The 15,426-nt window shown below is 69.4% G+C and carries 15 protein-coding genes; 8 read left to right on the top strand and 7 right to left on the bottom strand.

The window, feature by feature from the left end:
• Window positions 1-129: 129 nt before the first annotated feature.
• On the bottom strand, window positions 130-732 hold the full coding sequence (locus ABZW60_RS08230; protein WP_355475047.1) for an NAD(P)H-binding protein: 603 nt from the start codon (window positions 730-732) through the stop codon (window positions 130-132).
• A gap of 71 nt (window positions 733-803) precedes the next feature.
• Here ABZW60_RS08230 and ABZW60_RS08225 point away from each other — a divergent pair, with 71 nt between their 5' ends.
• Both ABZW60_RS08225 and ABZW60_RS08220 read left to right on the top strand, forming a co-directional pair.
• Entirely contained in the window at window positions 804-1,148 is a 345-nt protein-coding gene (locus ABZW60_RS08225) for a helix-turn-helix domain-containing protein (protein ID WP_355475046.1), read from the top strand.
• 47 nt (window positions 1,149-1,195) lie between these two features.
• Complete coding sequence (locus tag ABZW60_RS08220; RefSeq protein WP_355475045.1) at window positions 1,196-1,636, top strand: MarR family transcriptional regulator; 441 nt, start codon at window positions 1,196-1,198, stop codon at window positions 1,634-1,636.
• Between the two features lie 51 nt (window positions 1,637-1,687).
• On the opposite strand, the gene ABZW60_RS08215 is transcribed toward ABZW60_RS08220, so the two are convergent.
• Entirely contained in the window at window positions 1,688-1,831 is a 144-nt protein-coding gene (locus ABZW60_RS08215; protein WP_355475044.1) for a hypothetical protein, read from the bottom strand.
• A 252-nt stretch (window positions 1,832-2,083) separates the two neighbouring features.
• Here ABZW60_RS08215 and acs point away from each other — a divergent pair, with 252 nt between their 5' ends.
• Window positions 2,084-4,018 (top strand): acetate--CoA ligase, encoded by a 1,935-nt coding sequence (gene acs, locus ABZW60_RS08210; RefSeq protein WP_355475859.1) that lies wholly within the window; start codon window positions 2,084-2,086, stop codon window positions 4,016-4,018.
• A 50-nt stretch (window positions 4,019-4,068) separates the two neighbouring features.
• Here the strand turns inward: acs and ABZW60_RS08205 are convergent, their stop codons facing one another.
• Window positions 4,069-4,560: a DUF402 domain-containing protein gene (locus ABZW60_RS08205; RefSeq protein WP_355475043.1), complete on the bottom strand. Its 492-nt coding sequence runs from the start codon at window positions 4,558-4,560 to the stop codon at window positions 4,069-4,071.
• Window positions 4,557-5,273 (bottom strand): class I SAM-dependent methyltransferase, encoded by a 717-nt coding sequence (locus ABZW60_RS08200; protein WP_355475042.1) that lies wholly within the window; start codon window positions 5,271-5,273, stop codon window positions 4,557-4,559. Before ABZW60_RS08200 ends, ABZW60_RS08205 begins: the two co-directional genes overlap by 4 nt.
• Before the next feature lie 49 nt (window positions 5,274-5,322).
• Here ABZW60_RS08200 and ABZW60_RS08195 point away from each other — a divergent pair, with 49 nt between their 5' ends.
• The 4 genes from ABZW60_RS08195 (at window position 5,323) to ABZW60_RS08180 (ending at window position 9,020) form a co-directional block, all read left to right on the top strand.
• Complete coding sequence (locus tag ABZW60_RS08195; protein WP_355475041.1) at window positions 5,323-5,763, top strand: hypothetical protein; 441 nt, start codon at window positions 5,323-5,325, stop codon at window positions 5,761-5,763.
• A 56-nt stretch (window positions 5,764-5,819) separates the two neighbouring features.
• Complete coding sequence (locus ABZW60_RS08190; RefSeq protein ID WP_355475040.1) at window positions 5,820-7,055, top strand: MFS transporter; 1,236 nt, start codon at window positions 5,820-5,822, stop codon at window positions 7,053-7,055.
• Window positions 7,056-7,196: 141 nt separating this feature from the next.
• Window positions 7,197-8,516: a GGDEF domain-containing protein gene (locus tag ABZW60_RS08185; protein WP_355475039.1), complete on the top strand. Its 1,320-nt coding sequence runs from the start codon at window positions 7,197-7,199 to the stop codon at window positions 8,514-8,516.
• A 45-nt stretch (window positions 8,517-8,561) separates the two neighbouring features.
• Window positions 8,562-9,020: a MarR family transcriptional regulator gene (locus ABZW60_RS08180; RefSeq protein ID WP_355475038.1), complete on the top strand. Its 459-nt coding sequence runs from the start codon at window positions 8,562-8,564 to the stop codon at window positions 9,018-9,020.
• On the opposite strand, the gene ABZW60_RS08175 is transcribed toward ABZW60_RS08180, so the two are convergent.
• Window positions 9,017-9,934, bottom strand: a complete 918-nt coding sequence (locus tag ABZW60_RS08175) for a superoxide dismutase (protein ID WP_355475037.1) — start codon at window positions 9,932-9,934, stop codon at window positions 9,017-9,019. The genes ABZW60_RS08180 and ABZW60_RS08175 overlap by 4 nt on opposite strands.
• A gap of 98 nt (window positions 9,935-10,032) precedes the next feature.
• On the opposite strand from ABZW60_RS08175, the gene ABZW60_RS08170 reads away from it, so the two are divergent.
• Window positions 10,033-11,034, top strand: a complete 1,002-nt coding sequence (locus ABZW60_RS08170) for a winged helix-turn-helix domain-containing protein (RefSeq protein WP_355475036.1) — start codon at window positions 10,033-10,035, stop codon at window positions 11,032-11,034.
• A 96-nt stretch (window positions 11,035-11,130) separates the two neighbouring features.
• Here the strand turns inward: ABZW60_RS08170 and ABZW60_RS08165 are convergent, their stop codons facing one another.
• Both ABZW60_RS08165 and ABZW60_RS08160 read right to left on the bottom strand, forming a co-directional pair.
• A complete protein-coding gene (locus ABZW60_RS08165; RefSeq protein ID WP_355475035.1) occupies window positions 11,131-11,646 on the bottom strand; it encodes a hypothetical protein in 516 nt (171 codons plus the stop codon).
• A 189-nt stretch (window positions 11,647-11,835) separates the two neighbouring features.
• On the bottom strand, window positions 11,836-15,414 hold the full coding sequence (locus ABZW60_RS08160; RefSeq protein WP_355475034.1) for a discoidin domain-containing protein: 3,579 nt from the start codon (window positions 15,412-15,414) through the stop codon (window positions 11,836-11,838).
• Between the last annotated feature and the right edge of the window lie 12 nt (window positions 15,415-15,426).

The raw sequence follows: 15,426 nt of genomic DNA, 5'->3' as shown, positions 1-15,426 counted from the left end.
CACCCGTCTAGACCACTACCTCGAGCGGCAGCTCGACAGTACGTATAGGCCCACCGCCACCGCCCGCACGCCTGGCTATCCGCCCACCAGCGGGGCAGTGGGCGTATACGTACTGTCGAGCTGCAAGAGCTAGACGGTCACGCCGAGCGCCGTGCGGTGGTGCGTCGGGTTGTCGGCCTCGTCGACGAGGGCGGCGGCGAAGTCGGCGTACGAGATCAGGTCCTGCGCGTCCGCCGGCGCCACCCGGTAGCTGCCGCTACGAGACGGATCTGCATGGTTGAAGTCGCCGGTGGGTGCGAGTGACACCCAGTCCAGTGACGAGGCAACGAAGGTGTCCAGGGCCGCCTGGTGGGCGAGGAAGAACGAGCGGTACTCGGTTGGATACCCGTCGGTGTCCATCAGAAGCGTCCCGTCGGCGGTCGGCAGGATCGACGCCAGCCCGACCCACACCAGCCGGGCCACCCCCGCCTTCTCCAGACCTTCGACGAGAGCTCGCGCCGCGCGAGGGAAGAACTCGCCCGGGTCGCTACCGCCGTCGTATACGGCGGCGATCACCGCGTCGTACCCCGCGGCCAGGTCGGCGATCCGCCCCGCGTCCGTCACGTCACCGGAGACCAGACCGGCATCCGCCGTACGGGCGACCCCGACTACCTCGTGACCGCGGCCCCGCGCCTCCTCCACGGCGGCGCGGCCGGCTCGTCCGTGCGCGCCGATGACCAGAATCTTGCTCACTGCAACCTCCTCTGAACGGGTACGGCGACCGTAGAAGGAGGGGTGGTTACCGATTGGATACCTTGGTAGCCATGGAGGCGCTGCGAGCGGAAATGTTCGAGGAGATCTGCCCGTCGAGTCTGCTGCCGTTCCGGATCGGCAGTGACAAATGGGCGGGGCTGGTGCTGCGCTGCCTGGAGGACGGTCCCCGGCGGTACTCCGAGTTGCGGGTCCCGCTCGCCCGGATCAGCCCGAAGATGCTGACCCAATCGCTGAGAGCCCTCGAGCGGGACGGGTTCGTGAGCAGGGTGCAGGACGACCGACGGGTCACCTACGCGCTGACCGATCTCGGTCGCAGCCTGCTCGGTCCGATGCGCGCGTTCTGCGACTGGGCCGAGGATCACTGGGACGAACTCCTGGACGCCCGCGAATCGTAGGTCGCGCCAACGCTGGCGACGAACCGGTCAGCGCTTAGACTGCGCGGGTGGATGAGCAGACTCCGACCGCCCTGACCCAACTGCCGAGCTGGTTGCTGACCCAGAGTGCGGCCCAGGCGCACCGGGTGGTGACCGAGTCGTTCGCGTCCGGCGGCGCGCGGGCGTACCACTTCCGGCTGCTCGCGACGCTGGTCGAGTTCGGGCCGGCCAGTCAGGCCGAGCTCGGCCGGCGCAGCTCGATCGACCGCAGCGATGTGGTTGCCGCGCTCAACGAACTGGAGGCCGACGGGTACGTCGAGCGCAGCCCGGACCCGGAGGACGGCCGCCGCAACGTCATCACGATCACCACGGCCGGCAAGCGCCAGTACCGGCGGCTGACGAATCTGGTCGGCAAGGCGCAGGAAGAGATCTTCGCCCCGCTGTCGGCCACCGACCGTACCCGGCTGACCACGATCCTCGGCAAGCTCCTGGCCTACCACCAGAGCTAGGCACCAGAGCCGGGCCGCCAAGAGCCGAGCTGGGCCGCCAGAGTCAGGCCGTCAGTACGCGGGCAGCTGTGCGCGGGCGGCCTTCTGGGTCCGGCGGACGCGCAGTTCGCGGGCGTGCACCCGGCGGCGGGCGGCCCACGAGATCTTCCGGCGTTCCTCGGTGGCGAGAGTCGGCGTCTGGGCGGTCGGCTGCATCGGGTTCACATCAAGTCCGATGCACGGCCGGCCCGTTTGGTTCCGCCGTACGCCGGAATTCCCGGGCCGCCCGTCCTGCGGCGGCGCCTGTTCGGCGCAGATTCGGACCGGCTCGGCGATACGCCGGTTCCCGTGGCGGGGTCGGCGTTGGTAGAAAGGTAACCGGGCGCTCCAGCGCGCCGAAGCCAGCGAGGAGGAGTCGTCGACGTGACGAATGCAGAGCCACCCCAGTCCGAGGCACTGTCGAACCTGATGCACGAGGAGCGCCGGTTCGACCCGCCCGCCGAGCTGGCCGCCAACGCGAACCTGAAGGCCGACGCGTACGACCGGGCCGCGGCCGACTTCGAGGGGTTCTGGGCGGAGCAGGCCAAGCGGCTGACCTGGGCGACCGAGCCGACCGAGACGCTGGACTGGAGCAACCCGCCGTTCGCGAAGTGGTACGCCGACGGCAAGCTGAACGCGGCGTACAACTGCGTCGACCGGCACGTCGAGAACGGCCTCGGCGACAAGGTCGCCTACTACTTCGAGGGCGAGCCCGGTGACAGCCGGGAGATCACCTACGCGCAGCTCAAGGACGAGGTCAGCAAGGCCGCGAACGCGCTGCTCGAGCTGAACGTCAAGGCCGGCGACCGGGTCGCGATCTACATGCCGATGATCCCGGAGACGGTCGTCGCGATGCTCGCCTGCGCCCGGATCGGCGCCCCGCACACGGTGGTGTTCGGCGGCTTCTCCGCGGACGCCCTGAAGGGCCGCATCCAGGACTGCGACGCGCGGGTCGTGATCACCTCCGACGGCGGGTACCGCCGCGGCGCGCCGGCGGCGCTGAAGCCGGCCGTCGACGCGGCGCTCGAGGAGTGCCCCGACGTGCGGAACGTGCTGGTCGTGCGCCGTACCGGCCAGGACACGAGCATCGTCGAGGGCCGTGACCTGTGGTGGCACGAGTTCGTCGAGAAGCAGTCGGCAGAGCACACGCCGGAGGCCTTCGACGCCGAGCACCCGCTGTACGTGATGTACACGTCGGGCACGACGGGCAAGCCGAAGGGCATCCTGCACACCACGGGCGGCTACCTGGTCGGTACGGCGTACACCCAGTGGGGTGTCTTCGACCTGAAGCCGGACACCGACGTCTACTGGACCGCGGCCGACATCGGCTGGGTCACCGGCCACAGCTACATCGTGTACGGCGCCCTCGCGAACGCGACCACCTCCGTGCTGTACGAAGGTACGCCGGACACGCCGCACCAGGGCCGTTGGTGGGAGATCGTGCAGAAGTACAAGGTCTCGATCCTGTACTGCGCGCCGACCGCGATCCGGACGTTCATGAAGTGGGGCGCCGACATCCCGGCGAAGTTCGACCTGTCGTCGCTGCGGGTGATCGGGTCGGTCGGCGAGCCGATCAACCCGGAGGCGTACGTCTGGTACCGCGAGCACATCGGCGGGAACGAAGCGCCGGTCGTCGACACCTGGTGGCAGACCGAGACCGGGATGCACATGATCTCGCCGCTGCCGGGCGTGACGGCCGGCAAGCCGGGCGCCGCGATGAAGGCGATCCCGGGCGTGAGCGTGGACGTCGTCGACGACGCGGGCAACCCGGTGCCGGACGGGTCCGGCGGTTACCTGGTCATCACCAAGCCGTGGCCGGCGATGCTCCGGACGCTGTGGGGCGACGACCAGCGGTTCGTCGACACGTACTGGTCGCGCTGGCCGGGGGTGTACTTCGCCGGTGACGGCGCGAAGAAGGACGAGGACGGCGACCTGTGGCTGCTCGGCCGGGTCGACGACGTGATGAACGTCTCCGGCCACCGGTTGTCGACGACCGAGATCGAGTCCGCGCTGGTCTCGCACCCGAAGGTCGCCGAGGCGGCCGTGGTCGGCGCGTCCGACCCGACGACCGGCCAGGCGATCGCCGCGTTCGTGATCCTGCGCTCGGAGGCCGGCGACGGCGGGCCGGACGTGGTCCAGGAGCTGCGCAACCACGTCGCCAAGGAGATCGGCCCGATCGCGAAGCCGCGGCAGATCATGGTCGTCTCGGAGCTGCCGAAGACCCGCTCCGGCAAGATCATGCGCCGCCTGCTCCGCGACGTGGCCGAGAACCGCGAGGTCGGCGATGTCACCACCCTCGCCGACTCGACCGTGATGGACCTGATCAAGACCAACCTCGAGTCCGGCAAGTCCGACGAGGACTGACACCTCGCAGACAACAAGGCCCCCGGGTGCGTCCCGGGGGCCTGTTGTTTTCAGAGGAACGACGGCAACTGCTCGAGCTCGACGACCGCCGCCGGCGGAAACTCCGCGGCAGGTCCGTTGGGCCCTTCCTCCACGCCGCGCAGGTATCGGTGCACGAAGTGCTGGGTGGCGGTCAGAGCGTCCGCGCACTGAGCGGCCGTGATCTTGCCCTCGGTGAGGGCATCGCCCAGCTCTTCCAGGTCCAGGACCTGGTACCGGCTCAGCGTTGGCGGAAACAGCAGGTCGACGTACAGGTCGTGCACGATCAGGTCGTCCCCGGAGCGCTCGATCTCCACCAGGTCCACGTACCACCAGCCCTCGAGCGCCCCTTCGAACACCGCCGGCTTGGTCAGCTGGGCCGCCTCGCCGAGCAGCAGGTAACTTCGGTCGACGGTCGGCCGGCCCGGCACCTGGTACTGCGGGAGGATCCGCACGTCGTACGCGACGACCTCTCCGATCTGCCGGGCCGGACACCACTGCCCGGACCGGTGCAGGACCCTCATGCCGGCCGGGCGCGGAAAATGATGATTCCGACGTGCTGCGAGAGCCATTCCTGCTTGTGCGGAAAACGTTGTTTGTTCTGGTCGGACAGTTGCGGTTCGAGCACGTGCTCGACCCGGAAACCGTTGTCGGTCAGCGCGTTGTGGATGCTGGAGAACGTGTCCGTCGTGTGCGTGATGGTGATGTCCGGATTCCACCGCGACGGGTACGAGTACGGGCCGACCGTGTGGTACGCGTCTCCCAGCGCGATCCCGTCCCGCGCGGAGCGCTCCACCGCCCAACGGATCGGGTGCGCCATCGAGACGACCAGTACGCCGTCGTCGGCGATCAGGGACCGCACGGTGCGCAGCGTCCTGCCGCGGTCCTGGGCGTAGGCGAGGGACTGCAGGAACAGGACGACGTCGAAGCGCCGGCCGTTGAGCGCGTCGATCTCGTCGAGGTCCGACAGGTTGCCGGGGACCAGCGTCACATCCGCGCCGTCAGGTGCTGTCAGGAACTGGCCGCCGACGTCCACGCCGACCGCCGAGGCCGCGCCGTGTTCGTGGACGAGTTCGATGGTCTTCTCGCCGTTGCCGCAGCCGATGTCCAGCACGGTGCGGCCCTCGACGGGGCCGATCAGGGAGCGTTGCGCGTCCCATTCCATCAATTGGTCGAGTGAGTCGTCGCGGGCCCGGGATTGTTCGTAGTCGGTGGTCAGCGTTTGCCAGGGGTCCATGCGGCGAGGCTATAGAGATCTGCCCCCGTGCGGCGGCTATTTTCGGCGCATGACGGCCGTGCTCGCGATCATCCATGCCGGGCTGGCTGCGGCCTGGGTCGGCGGAATGGCGTACTCGTTGTTCGTGGTGCAGCCGAAGCTGAAGAAGTACTTCGGCTCCGACCAGGACGGTCGCGAGACGCTGACCGCGGTGATTGCCTCGGGCAACCGCTGGAAAGTGATCGGCCTGATCGCCGTCATCGCGCTCACCGGCGGCGGGCTGCTGCTGGTCAATCAGGACCACTGGCAGCTCCACGCCGCCAAGGGACTGCTCCTGCTGATCGCGACCGGCATCTTCTGGTACGTCTCCTGGCGGCACTGGCCGCAGCGCGTGTTCGCGACCACGAGGGAGCTGCCGAAGCTCCAGGCGCGGCTGGTCACCCTGGCGACCGCGATGCTCGGACTCGCCGGTACAGCATTCGCGCTGGGTGTGCTCGCCGGACACCTGTGAGCTGCGGCGCACCGTAGCGTGCGCATTGCGTCGCGGATCGTGGGTAGTTTGACCTGGTGACCCGCCCTGTTCATCCTCCGACCGACCCCGCCGAGCAACCCGCGACGTACGGCGAGGTCTTCGGCGTGGCCGAGTTCCGCTGGCTGTGGCTGGCGCAGCTGGGCTCGGTGATCGGGGATCAGCTGGCCCGGGTCGCCCTCGCCGTCCTGGTCTTCGACCGCACCGGCTCGGCCGGACTGTCCGCGGTCACCTACGCGCTGACCTTCCTGCCCGACATCGTCGGCGGCCCGTTGCTGTCCGGACTGGCCGACCGGTATCCGCGCCGCCGCGTGATGATCTGCTGCGACATCGCCCGGGCGTTGCTGCTCGCCGCGATGGCGATCCCCGGCACCTCGCTGTGGATCCTGTGCGTCCTGCTGGTCGCGGTGCAGCTGCTCGCCTCACCCTTCCAGTCCGCGCGGGCGGCGCTGCTGCCGTCGATCCTGACCGGCGACAAGTTCGTCCTGGCCAGCTCGGTGACCAACATCACGGCGCAGGCGGCCCAGCTGGCCGGGTTCGTGACCGGCGGCACGCTGGTGGCGGCCTTCGGCGCCGAGAAAGCACTGCTGGCCGACGCGGCCACCTTCGCGTTGTCCGTGCTGCTGCTGAAGTTCGGCGTACGGGAGCGCCCGTTGCCGCAGTCGGCCGACGCGCGTCCGGGATGGTGGGAATCGCTGTCGGCGGGCGCGCGGCTCGTCTGGAGCGATCGGCGGCTGCGCTACCTCGTCGCGCTGGCCTGCGTGGCCGGCTTCTACGTGAGTATCGAGGGCCTCGCCGCGCCGTACGCCGCGGCGGTCGGCGGCGGACCGGTGGCCGTCGGCATCCTGCTGGCCGCGAACCCGGCCGGGCAGATGGTCGGCATGCTGCTGCTGACCCGCGCCGCCCCGGCGCGGCGGCTCACGCTGATGGGCCCGTTGGCGATCGGGTCCTGTGCACCGCTGATCGGCTGCGTCGTCGAGCCCGGGCTGTGGGTCACCGTCGTGCTGTGGATGATCTCCGGGCTGTGCGCGTCGTACCAGCTCGCCGCGAGCGCGGCGTTCGTGCTGAACGTCCCCGACGCACAGCGCGGCCAGGCGTTCGGCCTGGCACGCACTGCGCTCATCGTCTCCCAGGGAGTCGGAGTGCTCGCTGCCGGGGCGGCGGCAGATCGGTGGTCGCCGGGGTTGGTGGTGGCGACCGCCGGTATCGTCGGTGTGCTTGTCGCAGCGGGCGCGGCGTACGGGTACGCCGGCGCGACGCGGCAACCGGCATGAGTGGTCACCAGTCGTTGTTCTGCATGGCGGCGGCCTCCTCTCGCGGAATCCGGGCGAGGTAAAACCAGAGAAGCCATGACAATGCGTGCATATCGCGGCTACTCTGTGACAAGGACCGACTGTGAGGCGGGGGTCTTTTTCATGAGTATCCGGCATCGGCTGGCGCACCGTCGCCTGCGCCGGCGTCAGGACGCGGCGTGGAGCCCGACCAAGTGGGCGTTGTGGTCGCTGCCGCGCAGCGTGCTGGGCTACGTTCTGGCGGTCGAGATCATCACCGCCGTCGTGGTCGCTTCGACGTTCGATCTGGTCACGATCACGTCCAGTGACTGGATCCGGTTAGGGGTGCTGGCCGCCGGATCGGCGATCCACCTCGAGGCCGCCCGCGACATCGAGCGGCTGCGCAAGGTCGGCGCCGAAGGCATTCCGTACACGAACCTGAAGGGGATGTGGACCTTCGCCGGCGTCCTCATCCTGCCTCCGCCGCTGGCGGCCGCGCTGATCGTCAGCACGTACGTCCACTCCTGGCTGCGGGTCCGCCGCGTTCCGCCGTACCGCTCGGTCTTCACCGCGACGACCGTGGTGCTGGCCGGAGCCGCGGGTGCCGTCGCGCTGGCGGCGATCCGTCCCGGCGTCTATCCCGGCTATCCGGGCGGCCCGATCGGGCTCGTCGCCGTCGTGACGGCCGGCCTGGCGTACTGGTTCGTCAACTTCGCCCTCGTCGCGGGCGCGATCATGCTGTCCAACCCCGACTCCCCGGGGCGCAACGCGATCGGCAAGCTCTCGGAGCAGCTGATCGTGGCCGGCTCGCTCGGGCTGGGCGTCGCCACCGCTGCCCTGCTGCTCAGCCAGCCCTGGGCGGTCGCCGTTCTACTGCTGACCATCCTCGGTCTGCACCGGGCGCTACTGGTCGAGCAGTTCCAGACGGCGTCCCGCACCGATCCCAAGACCGGCCTGGCGAACGCGGCGTTCTGGCACGAGATCGCCCGCCGCGAATTCGCCGGCGCCGAGCGCACGAACTCACGCCTCGGCGTGCTGTATCTCGACCTCGACCACTTCAAGACCATCAACGACAGCTTCGGCCACATGGCCGGTGACGAGGCCCTGAAGGCGGTCGCCGCCGAACTGCGCCAAGAGGTCCGCGACAACGACCTGGTCGGGCGGCTCGGCGGTGAGGAGTTCGCGATCCTGCTGCCGCAGACGTCGGCGGCCGACACCGCGCTGGCCGCCGAGCGGATCCGGCGCCGCGTGGCCGGCCTGGCGGTCACCATCCCGACCCCGAACGGGCCCGTCCTGTGCGAGACGATCACGTGCTCGATCGGCGCCGCGACGTACCCGGAGTCCGGCACCAGCCTCGACGAGCTGCAGATGGCGGCGGATCTGGCCATGTACCAGGCCAAGGACGCCGGGCGGAACTGCGTGGTCTCGGCACCGGCCAACGGCGGCGAGCTGCCCGCGTCCTGACTCCACGGCCGCCCATCCCGGGCCGGCGCGGTAGGAGATGTTTGGATGCCTGTGCCAGGATTGCGCTTCCCGACGGAGGTGATCACGATGGCGCAGGAAGCATTGCAGCTGCTGGTCAGCATGCACAGGATCGTCAGGCACCTGCGCCGCAGCAGGACCACCACGCTCCTGCACCCGACGCAGTTCCTGGCGTTGATGCTGATCGCCGACGAGCAGCCGATCCGGATCGGTGAGATCGCCGCGCGTGTGCCGTGCTCCCAGCCGACCGCGACGACCACGGTCGCCGCGCTGGAAGAGGCCGGCCTGGTCCGGCGCGAACCGGACCCGGTCGACGGCCGGGCGACCGCGGTCGTGCTCACCGATGCCGGCGCGCAGACCGTCGAGGCGTCCGGCCGGCAGGCCGCGGACGAGCTCGCCAAGCTCCTCGACCGCCTCGACGACGCCGACCGGGCCCTCGTTCTGCAGGCGGGCGCGATCCTGAATCGCGTCACCGACGGGCTCTAACGCAGTCCTGGTACGACGGTCACCGTGTACGGCGGTGTGCCGGGCGCGACGTCCAGCTGGCTGTTCACCCACAGGAGCCGGCCCCGGTCGCGGGCGATCGTCGTCGGGGTCGCGCCGGCCGCACCAGGGCTCGAGTCCGCGGCCAGGGTCGCCTTGCTGAGGTCGTCGTTCAGGATCGCGAGCCGGGTCACGTACTTCCCGCCGCCGGCGTTGTGCACGGCGTACAGGCGGTGTCCTTCGAGGAGATACCCGTCGCCGGACAGGATGCCGTTCGGGACGTCCAGGACCGTGACCTGCTTGCTGCGCAGGTCGATCCGGTACGTGACGTCCTGCCCCTGCTCGCCGACCAGGAGGACACGGCCGTCGGTCACGATCCCGTTCAGGAAGTACGGCGTCGGCTGGATCCGGTCGCGGGTGATCCACGGTTCGAGCTCGCCCAGACCGGCGCGGGTCAGCGGCGCCCGCCAGATCTGGTTGTGCGCCGAGTCGGTCACGTAGACCGCGTCGCCCGCGATCGTGAAGTCGTTGAGGAACGAGCCGTCCGCGGCCTTCCGTACGCCGAGCAGCCGGCCGCGGGCGTCGTACAGGAAGAGCTTCGACGTACTCGCGCCGGCGACCAGGATCCGGCCCCAGCGGTCCAGGTGGATGCCGGTCGCCGACGTTCGTCCGTCGCTGCCGGGCTGGAGGAACGGGCTGAGCCGGGACGAGCGGGTGGTACCGCGGTACACGGCGCCGGTGGCGACGCTGGTGACGTACATCGTGCCGCCGGGCGTGACCGTGATTCCCTCGAGGTTGTCGCCGGGCGTGTTCGAGACGACGTACTCCGTCGGACGATGGACGGGGCCGGCTTGTGCCGTCGTCGACGGGGTGGCGGCGGCGAGGGCCAGGACGGTGAGGACTGCGAGACGTTTCATCGGGTCAGCGTGGGAGCGTACGGCGGGTAGCGGCGAGCGGATTCGGCCTGGGCCGAACAGGTCTGGGCGGGCGACCCGCCGGCCGTCACAATCGAGGGATGATCCGGGTCCACTTCACCGCCGCGGACCTCGGACGGGTCACGTTCCCGGCCGAGCCGCACCCGCTGTGGGAGGCGGCGCTCGCGGCGCGGGCGCTCGGGGACCGGTCGATCTCACCAGCCGCGCGACGCTGGCGGCGTACGGCGGGGCCGCGGGTGCAAGGGTCGATGCGACCGCTGTTCAAGCTGATCTCGCCGGGCGGGTTGTTTCCCGACTTCCTGGTCCCGGACGTGCCTGGGCCCGATCTGGACTCGGCGGTCGAGGCGTTGATGGAGACGCCGGCCGAGGTCATCCGGGGCGAGCTGGAGCCGTGGTTGCCGCCGGACATCGACCGGTACATGCGCGGATTGCTGGACGGGCGGGCCGGATCACGCCGGGCGCTGGGGATGGCGGTCCGGGACTTCCATCGGCAGGTGCTGGTGCCGTCGTCGAGCGAGCTGCAACGGCGGTACGGCAACGACCTCGGAGTGCGGTCGCGGGCGGTCCTGCACGGCGGGACCGATGCGTTGCTGTCCTCCCTGCATCCGGACGTCGAGTGGTCGACGCCGGTGCTCACGACGTACGGCCCCGAAGACGACTGGACCGCGGACATCCACCTTCAAGGCCGCGGACTGGAGCTCTATCCGTCGCCGCTGGTCTCGACTTGCCTGGCGATGGACGCACCGGGCCGACGCCCCGTCCTCGTCTACCCCTGCGCCGACCTGACCGACCCGACCGCCGAAGCCACCGACGCCCTGGCAGACCTCCTGGGCCGCACCCGAGCCGCCGTACTCCGCTCCCTCACCCACCCCGCCACCACCACCCAACTGTCCCGCCGCGTAGGCATCTCCCTGGCCTCCACCTCAGAACACACCCGAGTCCTCCGCACCGCCGGCCTCATCACCACCCACCGAACCCAAGGCACCGCCCTCCACGCCCTAACCCCCACAGCCCACAACCTCCTCACCGGGGCATCCCGGGGCATCCAGGGGCAGATAGCAAAATCCACCCCGAACACCTGATTCCAGCGCTACAGTTGACATCGCCGAGGGACACGAGTCCCCCGGAAGTGAACCCGGCAGCCCTCCGGACGGTGGACGAGCCGGGTTTCGCGCTGTTCAGGGCACTTTGACCTGACAGAACGTGGCGACCGACTTCTTCCATTCACCGCCCCGTACCCAACTCCAGGCGACGGCGTCCGGGATCCAGAGCAGCGGGTCGCTCTTCGCCGCCAGCACATCCCACCGAAGCGTGTCATAACACCCGAACCGACGCGCCGCCTCCCGCAAGCACCTGCGATCGTGCTCGTAGGTCGAGTCGTCGCGCTCGATCACCAGGCGTTCCGCGGACGTCGCCGTGTCTCTGACGATCGCGTCGAGACACCGTTTGCGGGCCTCGTGAGAGTTCACACCGACCTGGTACAGGTCGACCAGCAGTCGAAAGTCCCTGACTACTTGCAGGATCTTCTTCCGTCGCTGGTTGCTCTCGGAGCGGAAGTGCAACCGCTCCTGCCCAGGCAACAGCAAGCTCCTGAGTGCCTTCCGATTGACCCCGACGTCGCCTGCCCGGCACTGCGCGGCAGCCATCAGGAAACCCTTGGACTTGATCTCGTCGACGAACACGTGGATCGGCATTACCCCGCCCTGTTGAGTGGCAAGGCATGAGCTTCACACGTGGAACGGCGACGGTGTGGGTGTGACACCGGGGCATCGCGGGGCATCCCGGGGCAGATCGGAAAGGCCGCAGATGCGCCTAAAACAAGGGGTCGGCGACCTCTGCCAGGGGCCGCCGGAGGAGATGATCCGGCGGCCCCCGGCGTGGGTTTAGTTGCGGTGGATGGTGAAGGTTGTGGTGGTGTTCTGGATGTCGGTGGTGTTGTTGGTGAGGGCCAGGTTGTTGAAGGTGACTTCGCCGCGGGCGGGGCCTTCGCCTGGTTCGGGGAGTTCGTTGGCCCAGATGGCGTAGCCGGACTTGGCGTCGAAGGCGTCGCCGGATTTGCGGGCGCCGGAGACCGTGGTGTTGGTGAAGACGGTGTCGGCGACCGGGAACAGCGGGTTTCCGCCGACGTAGTCGGTCTGGAACATGATCCCGGAGTAGGTCGGGTCGACGACGTCCAGGTCGGAGACGCGGATGCCCTGGAACACCTTCGTCGCCGAGTAGATCCACACCGCGGGGAACGTCTGGTTACCCCAGAAATGACCGCCGGACCGGACGACGGACGCGTTCTGGAACTGCGTCGGCGGGGAGGCGCCGAAGCCGTTCATCGGGATGCCGAAGTCCAGCGAGCTGATCGTGATCCCCGGATACGTGAGCATGTCCGCCGCGTACAGGTTCCGGAAAACGTTGTTCGTCCCGCCGTACACGGCGAACCCGGCGGCCCGCCAGGTGAGCATCGCCGACAGGTTCTCGAACACGTTGTCTCGGACCTCCCCGCCGCCGTTGTCCGTGGCGTTGAACAGCGCGAAGCTGTCGTCACCGGTCGAGCGCGCCTCGTTGTTGCTGACGGTGTTCCCGGACGACCCGTTCGTCATGTTGATGCCGTCGGCGAACGTGTCCCGGATCCGCGAGTTCTTGATCACCGAGTTGTCGGTGTTCGCGCCCCAGTACAGGCACATCTGGTGCTCGATCCAGATGTTGTCGATCGTCATGTTCGACGTGCCGGCGAAGTTGAACACCTTCCCCGGGCCGTCGTTGCGGCTGTCGTAGTTCCCGAAGTACGAGAACCCGCGGAACGTCGACCCGTTCGCCGACGACTGCGCGTCGAACCCGACGTCGGTGTTCGACTGGTTCTGCGGTGCGACGAACCGGGTGAACCACGGCCCGGCGCCGACGACCTGCACGGCCCGCCCGGAGACGTTGAACTTCGACGACGTCTGGTACTCGCCCGCCGGCAGGTAGACACCCTGCAGCGTGGTGTCCTGCCGCACCCGGTCGAGCGCGTTCTGCACGTCCTGCTGGGTGAACCCGTTCGGCGTCACGAAGCCAGCGCCCGGGTTCGGGACCGCGGTCACCGCCTCGGTGTCGAGGAAGTCGATCGAGTACGTCGTCCCGTTCGCCGGATCCTTCTGCAGCCGGATCTTCGTCCCGGCCGGGTAGGTCTGGTCGAGCATCAGGTTCGCTTCGTCGTAGATGTGCCGCGCCGGTCCCGAGCCGGGCGAGTTGTTCGGCGACGCCTCTGCGCCGTACAGCCAGGAGTACTTCGAGGTGAGCGGCAGCGACTTCGCGAAGGTCCCGTTCACGTAGACGCTGAGCGTCGACGACTGGCCGCCGCCACCGGCGGAGTCCGGGATCGAGAAGCGGGTGACGAGCGTGTTCGTCGCGGCCCGCGTGGTGAACTCGACGTACGCGCCGTTCGCGTTCAGCGTCACCGCGCGCCGTCCGGACGCCTCGCCGGCGAGGTCGCCGATGGTCCGGTTCGGCCCGATCACGGATGCGCCGCCGCCGACCGCGGCGTCCTCCGCCTCGAGGTGGTCGTAGGGCATGTTCGCGCCGCGACCGACGAACAGCGGCCGCTCACTCGTGTTGTTGGTCCGCTTCACCGGCAGCTCGTTCGCGTCGTCCGCCAGTACGACCCGCACCGTGTAGCGGCCGTTCGCCGCCGTCCAGTTGCCAAGAGCAACAGCCGGGGTGGTCGCACCGGCCGCGATCGACCCGTTGTACGCACCGGTCAGCGTCGTCACCACGGACGATCCGTTCAGCACGGTCAGCGTGATCCCGTGCGACCCGGAGGCCGAGGCCACGCTGCCTTGGTTCTTCACCGCCACGGAAAACGCGACGGAATTTCCGGCCGACGGATTTCCGGGTGTCCAGTTCACCGCGGCCGCCACCAGGTCGGAACTCGCCACCGGTGTCACGACCATCGGCCCGGACGCCTGCCCGGTGTTGTTCCCGTCGTTCTGCTCGATGACCGCGTTGGCCTCGTCGACCTTCGCGCTCAGCGGGTACGAGCCGGCGTCGCGCGTCCCGATCGACGCGCTCACCGTCGTCGACGCGCCGGCCGCGAGGGCGCCGACCGCCGCCGTACCGACCTTGGTCGCGCCGAGGTAGAAGTTCACGTCGGTCGCCGCGGATCCGCCGGTGCCGCCGTTGTTGACCGTCGCCCGGACGGTGATCGCGTCGGTCTCGACCGGCGACGTCGGTGTCCACGTCACGTTGGACAGCGTGAGGTCCGGGTTCGGCGCCGGGACGCCGAGCACCTGCAGCTCGGCCACCTGCCCGGCCGGGGCGCCGGTGTTCCCGGTGAAGTTCAGCCGTACGTCGGCCACCCGCGCGCTGACCGGGATCGTCACCGAGTTCCCGTTCGCCGGGTTGAAGTCGTACGCCGCCGAGGCGACGACCGTGGTGAAGGCCGAGGAACTCTGCTCACGCCCGAGGATCGAGAACGTCTGCGTCCGCGGCCCCCAGGCCGGATCCGGGTTCAGCCGGATCACGACGGAGCTGAGGTCCGCGTTCGCGCCGAGCTGCGTGGTGAGCGTCGCGGGGTTCGCGTTGCCCTCCCAGTAGGTCGTGACGTTGTCGTCGTTGGCGTTCGTCGCGACGTAGGTGTGCACGTACCCGGACGCGGTGATCGGCTTGTTCAACGCCAGGTTGCTGCCGGGACCGCCGCTGCCGTTGCGGGTGACCGTGTTGCTGTTCGCGGACTGGTTGCCAGCGGCATCTTTCGCGCGGACGTAGTACGCGATCGACACGTTGGCGGGCTGGCTGTCGGTGTACGTGAGCACGGTGCCGGCCACGCTGGTCCGCAGCTGACCGTTCGCGTACACGTCGTAGCCGGTGACGCCGACGTTGTCGGTCGACGCGTTCCAGGTGAGCTTGATCTGCCCGGCGCCGGGCTCGGTGAAGGCCAGGCCGCCCGGGGCGGTAGGGGCCTGGGTGTCACCGGTCGCCGGCCCGTAGACCTCGAGCTCGGACAGCTGCCCGGCCGGCCAGCCGGTGTTCGCGGTGACCCGGATCCGGACGTACCGCGTGGTGGCGGTTCCGTAGTCGACGGTCACGGTGTTGTTCGGCGGGCTGAACGTGCGCGCCGCGGCCGCGGACAGGTCGGTGAAGTTCTGCCCGTCGGTGCTGCCCTGGACCGCGAGGGTCTGGTCCCGGGCGCCCCAGTTCGCGGTCGGCAGCTTGAGCACGACCTGGTTGGTCGCGACCGAGGACCCGAGGTCGACCTGGACCCATTGCGGGAACGCGTTGTTCGCGCTCTCCCAGTAGCTGCTCTGGTTGCCGTCGGTCACGTTCGACGCGGCGTAGTTCTGGGTGCTGCTGCTGGCCGACGCGGTCTTGCCGGCGGCGAGGTTGGGGCCGGCAAGGACGGCGGCCTGCGCGGCCGGCGCCGGCCGGACCAAAGGTGCGGCCGCGAGACTCGCGGCCAGCAAGGCGGTCAGCAACCGCCATCGGGGGTTTCGCATGAGACCTCTCCT

Source organism: Kribbella sp. NPDC003557 (genome assembly GCF_040610805.1).
Taxonomy (GTDB): domain Bacteria; phylum Actinomycetota; class Actinomycetes; order Propionibacteriales; family Kribbellaceae; genus Kribbella.
The sequence above is the reverse complement of the archived record's forward strand: the minus strand, read 5'-3'. Positions and strand labels throughout refer to the sequence as shown.

Coding starts and splice junctions, on each gene's coding strand:
- ABZW60_RS08160 (WP_355475034.1), bottom strand. CDS start 15,414: ATGCGAAACCCCCGATGGCGGTTGCTGACCGCCTTGCTGGCCGCGAGT.
- acs (WP_355475859.1), top strand. CDS start 2,084: ATGCACGAGGAGCGCCGGTTCGACCCGCCCGCCGAGCTGGCCGCCAAC.
- ABZW60_RS08215 (WP_355475044.1), bottom strand. CDS start 1,831: ATGCAGCCGACCGCCCAGACGCCGACTCTCGCCACCGAGGAACGCCGG.
- ABZW60_RS08205 (WP_355475043.1), bottom strand. CDS start 4,560: ATGAGGGTCCTGCACCGGTCCGGGCAGTGGTGTCCGGCCCGGCAGATC.
- ABZW60_RS08180 (WP_355475038.1), top strand. CDS start 8,562: ATGCCTGTGCCAGGATTGCGCTTCCCGACGGAGGTGATCACGATGGCG.
- ABZW60_RS08165 (WP_355475035.1), bottom strand. CDS start 11,646: ATGCCGATCCACGTGTTCGTCGACGAGATCAAGTCCAAGGGTTTCCTG.
- ABZW60_RS08200 (WP_355475042.1), bottom strand. CDS start 5,273: ATGGACCCCTGGCAAACGCTGACCACCGACTACGAACAATCCCGGGCC.
- ABZW60_RS08225 (WP_355475046.1), top strand. CDS start 804: ATGGAGGCGCTGCGAGCGGAAATGTTCGAGGAGATCTGCCCGTCGAGT.
- ABZW60_RS08170 (WP_355475036.1), top strand. CDS start 10,033: ATGATCCGGGTCCACTTCACCGCCGCGGACCTCGGACGGGTCACGTTC.
- ABZW60_RS08195 (WP_355475041.1), top strand. CDS start 5,323: ATGACGGCCGTGCTCGCGATCATCCATGCCGGGCTGGCTGCGGCCTGG.
- ABZW60_RS08175 (WP_355475037.1), bottom strand. CDS start 9,934: ATGAAACGTCTCGCAGTCCTCACCGTCCTGGCCCTCGCCGCCGCCACC.
- ABZW60_RS08185 (WP_355475039.1), top strand. CDS start 7,197: ATGAGTATCCGGCATCGGCTGGCGCACCGTCGCCTGCGCCGGCGTCAG.